Source organism: Cellulomonas sp. P4_B5_2 (genome assembly GCF_056402235.1).
In genome coordinates this window covers 1-5,621 of sequence record NZ_JBFUHU010000250.1, presented here as the reverse complement: position 1 = coordinate 5,621, position 5,621 = coordinate 1, and the positions used below count along the sequence as shown (strand labels likewise).

General features: G+C 72.2%; 5 protein-coding genes. All 5 read left to right on the top strand.

Annotation, left to right across the window (positions count from 1 at the left end; translation table 11 throughout):
• Positions 1-144: 144 nt before the first annotated feature.
• Positions 145-699 (top strand): hypoxanthine phosphoribosyltransferase, encoded by a 555-nt coding sequence (hpt, locus tag AC1DUQ_RS16485; RefSeq protein ID WP_056085754.1) that lies wholly within the window; start codon positions 145-147, stop codon positions 697-699.
• 109 nt (positions 700-808) lie between these two features.
• Positions 809-2,836, top strand: a complete 2,028-nt coding sequence (gene ftsH, locus AC1DUQ_RS16480) for an ATP-dependent zinc metalloprotease FtsH (RefSeq protein ID WP_477059930.1) — start codon at positions 809-811, stop codon at positions 2,834-2,836.
• Positions 2,837-2,870: 34 nt separating this feature from the next.
• On the top strand, positions 2,871-3,470 hold the full coding sequence (folE, locus tag AC1DUQ_RS16475) for a GTP cyclohydrolase I FolE (RefSeq protein WP_477060804.1): 600 nt from the start codon (positions 2,871-2,873) through the stop codon (positions 3,468-3,470).
• A gap of 98 nt (positions 3,471-3,568) precedes the next feature.
• A complete protein-coding gene (gene folP, locus AC1DUQ_RS16470) occupies positions 3,569-4,459 on the top strand; it encodes a dihydropteroate synthase (RefSeq protein ID WP_477060805.1) in 891 nt (296 codons plus the stop codon).
• Positions 4,456-5,621 (top strand): 2-amino-4-hydroxy-6-hydroxymethyldihydropteridine diphosphokinase (gene folK, locus AC1DUQ_RS16465; RefSeq protein WP_477074155.1); only part of this gene is annotated, 1,166 nt, incomplete at its 3' end. The genes folP and folK, both read left to right, overlap by 4 nt.

Sequence of the window (5,621 nt, the reverse complement as noted above, 5' to 3'; positions counted from 1 at the left end):
GGTCACGGACTGGCACGGGCAGGGCGCGGTGGCCCTCCCGGGCGGGGTCGCGGCCCGTCGCGCGTGTGGCAGGCTTGCCCTGGGTCCGGCCCCCGCCCCGCGGGAAGCGCCGGTACGGGTGGCGGATCAAGAGGAGTGACTTCGGTGGACCCTGCGGACATGGGCGACGACCTCGAGCGGGTTCTCCTCTCGGAGGAGCAGCTGCACCAGAGGCTCGACGAGATCGCGGCGCAGATCGACGCCGACTACGCGGGCAAGGACCTGCTCCTCGTGGGCGTCCTCAAGGGTGCGGTCATGGTGATGGCGGACCTCGCCCGCCGGCTGCACTCGACCGTGCAGATGGACTGGATGGCGGTCTCCTCGTACGGCTCGGGCACCAAGTCGTCGGGCGTCGTGCGGATCCTCAAGGACCTCGACGCCGACCTCACCGGCCGGCACGTGCTCATCGTCGAGGACATCATCGACTCGGGCCTGACGCTCTCCTGGCTGCTGTCCAACCTGCGCTCGCGCGGGCCGGCCACGGTCGAGATCGCGACGATGCTGCGCAAGCCCGAGGCGTCCAAGGTCGACGTCGACGTCCGCTACGTCGGCTTCGACATCCCGAACGAGTTCGTCGTCGGCTACGGCCTCGACTACGCGGAGAAGTACCGGAACCTGCCGTTCGTCGGCACGCTCGCTCCGCACGTGTACGGCGCCTGAGGTCGAGTGCGCCCTCGGTGAACACGGTCGGTCCCGCCCAGGTTCCCCGTGTAACTTCGAGGCCACCTGTCCCGCGAGCGGAGGTTGAGGGGCCCTGCCCCGATCGCCCATGAACGTCAAGCGACTTGCCCGTGGCCCCATCCTGTGGGTCGTCATCGCCGTGATCCTGCTGTACATCGGCGCGTCCACGCTCGCGGCCCCGAAGATCAGCAAGATCGACACGTCGGACGGCCTCACGCTCATCGCGGACGGCAAGGTCGAGCAGGCGAAGATCACCGAGGGCGTCCAGCGCGTCGACCTGACCCTCACGGAGGACTTCACCAAGGGCGAGGACAACCTGGGCAAGCTGGTCCAGTTCAACTACGTCGTCCCGCAGGGCGAGTCCGTCGTGGCCGCCATCGCGGACGCGGACATGGAGAAGGGCTACACCTCGGTCGTCCCGCAGACGTCGTGGTGGGCCAGCATCCTCAGCTTCATCCTGCCGCTGATCATCATCCTGGGGATCTTCTGGTTCCTGATGTCGAACATGCAGGGCGGCGGCTCGCGGGTCATGAGCTTCGGCAAGTCGAAGGCCAAGCTGGTCAACAAGGAGTCCCCGCAGGTCACGTTCTCGGACGTCGCGGGTGTCGACGAGGCGGTCGAGGAGCTCCAGGAGATCAAGGAGTTCCTCGCGGAGCCGGCCAAGTTCCAGGCCGTCGGCGCCAAGATCCCCAAGGGCGTCCTGCTGTACGGCCCGCCCGGAACCGGCAAGACGCTGCTGGCCCGCGCGGTCGCCGGCGAGGCGGGTGTGCCGTTCTACTCGATCTCCGGCTCGGACTTCGTCGAGATGTTCGTCGGCGTCGGCGCCAGCCGCGTCCGTGACCTGTTCAACCAGGCCAAGGAGAACGCCCCGGCGATCATCTTCATCGACGAGATCGACGCCGTCGGCCGCCACCGCGGCGCCGGCATGGGCGGCGGGCACGACGAGCGCGAGCAGACGCTCAACCAGATGCTCGTCGAGATGGACGGCTTCGACGTCAACGCGAACGTCATCCTCATCGCGGCCACCAACCGGCCCGACATCCTCGACCCCGCCCTGCTGCGTCCCGGCCGCTTCGACCGCCAGGTCGCCGTGGACCCGCCGGACCTCAAGGGCCGCGAGCGGATCCTCGCGGTGCACTCGCAGGGCAAGCCGATGGCGCCGCACGTCGACCTGAACGTCGTCGCCCGCCGGACCCCCGGGTTCACCGGTGCCGACCTGGCGAACGTGCTCAACGAGGCCGCGCTGCTCACCGCCCGCACGGGCCAGCAGACGATCACCGACCACACGCTGGACGAGGCGATCGACCGCGTCATCGCGGGGCCGCAGAAGCGCACGCGGATCATGAACTCGAAGGAGATCAAGATCACCGCGTACCACGAGGGTGGTCACGCCATCGTCGCGGCGGCGCTCCGGTACACCGACCCGGTCACCAAGGTGACGATCCTGCCGCGCGGCCGCGCGCTCGGGTACACGATGGTCATGCCCACCGAGGACAAGTACTCGACCACCCGCAACGAGCTGCTGGACACGCTGGCCTACGCCATGGGTGGCCGCGTCGCCGAGGAGCTGGTCTTCCATGACCCGACCACGGGTGCCAGCAACGACATCGAGAAGGCGTCGGCGACGGCCCGCAAGATGGTCACGCAGTTCGGGATGAGTGCCAGGCTCGGCGCGATCCAGCTCGGCCAGGCCTCCGGCGAGGTGTTCATGGGCCGCGACATGGGCCACGGGAGGGACTACTCCGAGGACATCGCGGCGTCGATCGACATCGAGGTGCGCTCCCTGATCGAGCGGGCGCACGACGAGGCCTGGGAGATCCTGGTCGAGTACCGCGACGTGCTCGACGCCCTGGTCCTGGAGCTCCTCGAGAAGGAGACGCTCAACCAGGAGCAGCTGGCCACGATCTTCGCCCCGATCACCAAGCGCCCCCCGCGCCAGGTGTGGCTGTCCAGCGACCAGCGCGCGGTGTCCGACCGGCCGCCTGTGATGACCGCCGCGGAGAAGGCCGCCCAGAACGGGCACCCGATCATCCCCGAGGACGAGGCCGCCGCGGCCTTCGGTCACCCGAAGGAGCAGGTCATCGAGGTCCCGCCGTCGCAGACCCCGGACGCGTAGGGGCCGCGCGGTGGCACAGGAGCAGGTGTCCGACATCGGTCCGGTGACGTTCACCGGCGCGGCCGTGGGCGAGTACGACCAGGACCGCGTCGAGGCCGCCATCCGCGAGCTGCTCGTCGCGGTGGGGGAGGACCCCGACCGCGAGGGGCTGCGGGAGACCCCGGCGCGAGTCGCGCGGGCGTACCGGGAGATCTTCGCGGGCCTCTACCAGGAGCCCGGTGACGTCCTGACCACCACCTTCGACATCGGTCACGAGGAGATGGTGCTGGTCAAGGACATCGAGGTGTACTCCACCTGCGAGCACCACCTCGTGCCGTTCCACGGCGTCGCCCACGTCGGCTACATCCCGGGCACCGACGGCCGCATCACCGGCCTGAGCAAGCTCGCACGACTGGTCGACGTGTACGCACGGCGCCCGCAGGTGCAGGAGCGGCTCACCTCGCAGATCGCCGACGCGCTCGTCGCCGAGCTGCAGCCGCGTGGCGTGCTCGTCGTCGTCGAGTGCGAGCACCTGTGCATGTCGATGCGCGGCGTCCGCAAGCCGGGGTCGCGCACGGTCACCTCGGCGGTGCGCGGGCAGATGCGTGACGTCGCCACCCGCGCAGAGGCCATGAGCCTCGTGCTCGGCCGCTGACGCCCGGCAGACCCTAGGCTCGCACCGTGACAGGCCCAGGCTCCTCCCGTCCGGCACCGCTGCCGGCACGGTTGCACGATCTCGGGCGGACGCTCGTGATGGGCGTCGTCAACGTCACGCCGGACTCCTTCTCCGACGGAGGCCGGTGGTTCACGCCCGGCGCCGCGGTGGCACACGGCCTCGAGCTGCTGGAGCAGGGCGCGGACCTGCTCGACGTCGGCGGCGAGTCGACCCGGCCGGGGTCCCGCCGCGTCGCGGTCGAGGACGAGCTGGCCCGGGTGCTGCCGGTGGTCGAGGAGCTGGTGGACCGCGGTGCGACGGTGAGCGTGGACACCACCCGCGCGGTGGTCGCCCGTGCGGCCGTCGGGCGCGGCGCCGCGATCGTCAACGACGTCTCGGGCGGCCTGGCCGACGACGCGATGTACTCCGCGGTCGCCGACACCGGCGTGGTCTACGTGGCGATGCACTGGCGCGGCCACGCCGACGTGATGGACGACCTCGACGACTACGACGACGTGGTGACCGACGTGCGCCGCGAGCTCGCCGCCCGCGTCGACGCGCTGCGCGCCGCGGGGGTGCGCGACGACCAGGTGGTGCTCGACCCCGGCCTCGGGTTCGCGAAGGCGGGGAGCAGCAACTGGCCCCTGCTGGCGCGGCTGCCCGAGCTGGTGGCCGACGGCTTCCCGGTGCTGGTCGGTGCGAGCCGCAAGCGCTTCCTCGGGCACCTGCTGGCGGGCCCGGACGCCGAACCCGCGCCGCCGCTCGCGCGTGACCGTGCCACGGCGGCGGTGACCGCGCTGGCCGCGGTCGCGGGAGCCTGGTGCGTGCGGGTGCACGAGGTGGCAGGCTCGGCCGACGCCGTTCGGGTGGCGGCGGCGTGGCAGGGTGCGACAGGCACGGCTGCGACCAGCGCGGGTGCCGGTGCCGAACCCGGTGACGACGAGCTGGCCGTCGACGAGGACGCGAGAACCGGAGGGAGCACGCGGTGACCACGAACGACGAGAGCCGACCGGACGCGCTGGACGCCAGCGGGCGTCGGCTCGACCAGATCAGGCTGACGGGCATCACGGCCCTCGGGTACCACGGCGTGTTCGAGCACGAGCGGCGCGAGGGGCAGACGTTCGTCGCGGACGTCGTCGTGCACCTCGACACGCGGCGGGCCGCGGCGCGCGACGACCTCGCGCACACGCTCGACTACGGCGCGCTGGCGGAGCAGGTGGCTGCCGTCCTGTCCGGGGAGCCGGTCGACCTCATCGAGACCGTGGCCGAGCGGATCGCCGCGACCGTCCTCGCCTCCGGGGTGGTCCAGGCCGTCGACGTCGCCGTGCACAAGCCGCACGCGCCCATCCAGGTGCCGTTCGGGGACGTCGTCGTCGCCATCCACCGCGACCGGACCAAGCTCCCGGCCGCGGAGCCGTACCTCCCGCGCCCGACGGCCGCCGAGCCGGTCTCCCGGCCCGTCCCCACGTCCACCGCCGCGTTCCCCGTCACCCCGGCGCCCGGCGCCCCCGCGGTCGCCGCCGCCCTGCCCGCCGGTCAGTGGGCCGACGCCGTCGTCGCCCCCGCTCCCGGAGAGCTCTCGGTGGGGGGACCGGACACGCGGTCGACCGAGCTGGAGACGATCCCCGAGGCCGTCGTGGACGGCGAGCTCGTCACGGACGCGCTGGACCAGGCGCCCGACGGGCCGGTCGAGATCGTGCTCGCGCTCGGCGCGAACCTCGGCCCGGCGCAGGAGACCCTGCGCGAGGCCGTGAGCGACCTCGCCGGCACCCCCGGGGTGGAGGTCGTCGAGGTCTCGGCCCTGGCGCGCACCTCGGCCGTGGGCGGACCCGAGCAGGCCGACTACCTCAACGCCGTCGTGCTGGCCACGACCACGCTCGCGCCCCGCGAGCTGCTGCGGGCGACCCAGGCGATCGAGCAGGCGCACGGGCGCGAGCGGCACGAGCGCTGGGGGCCGCGCACGCTGGACATCGACATCGTGCTGTACGGCTCGGTGCTCGCCGTGACCGACGACCTCGAGCTCCCGCACCCGCGCGCGCACGAGCGTGCGTTCGTGCTGCAGCCGTGGGCGCAGGTGGCCCCGCACGCGGTGCTGCCGGGCCTGGGGGGCGGGCCGGTCGGTGCGCTGGCCGCGACCGCACCGGACCGCGA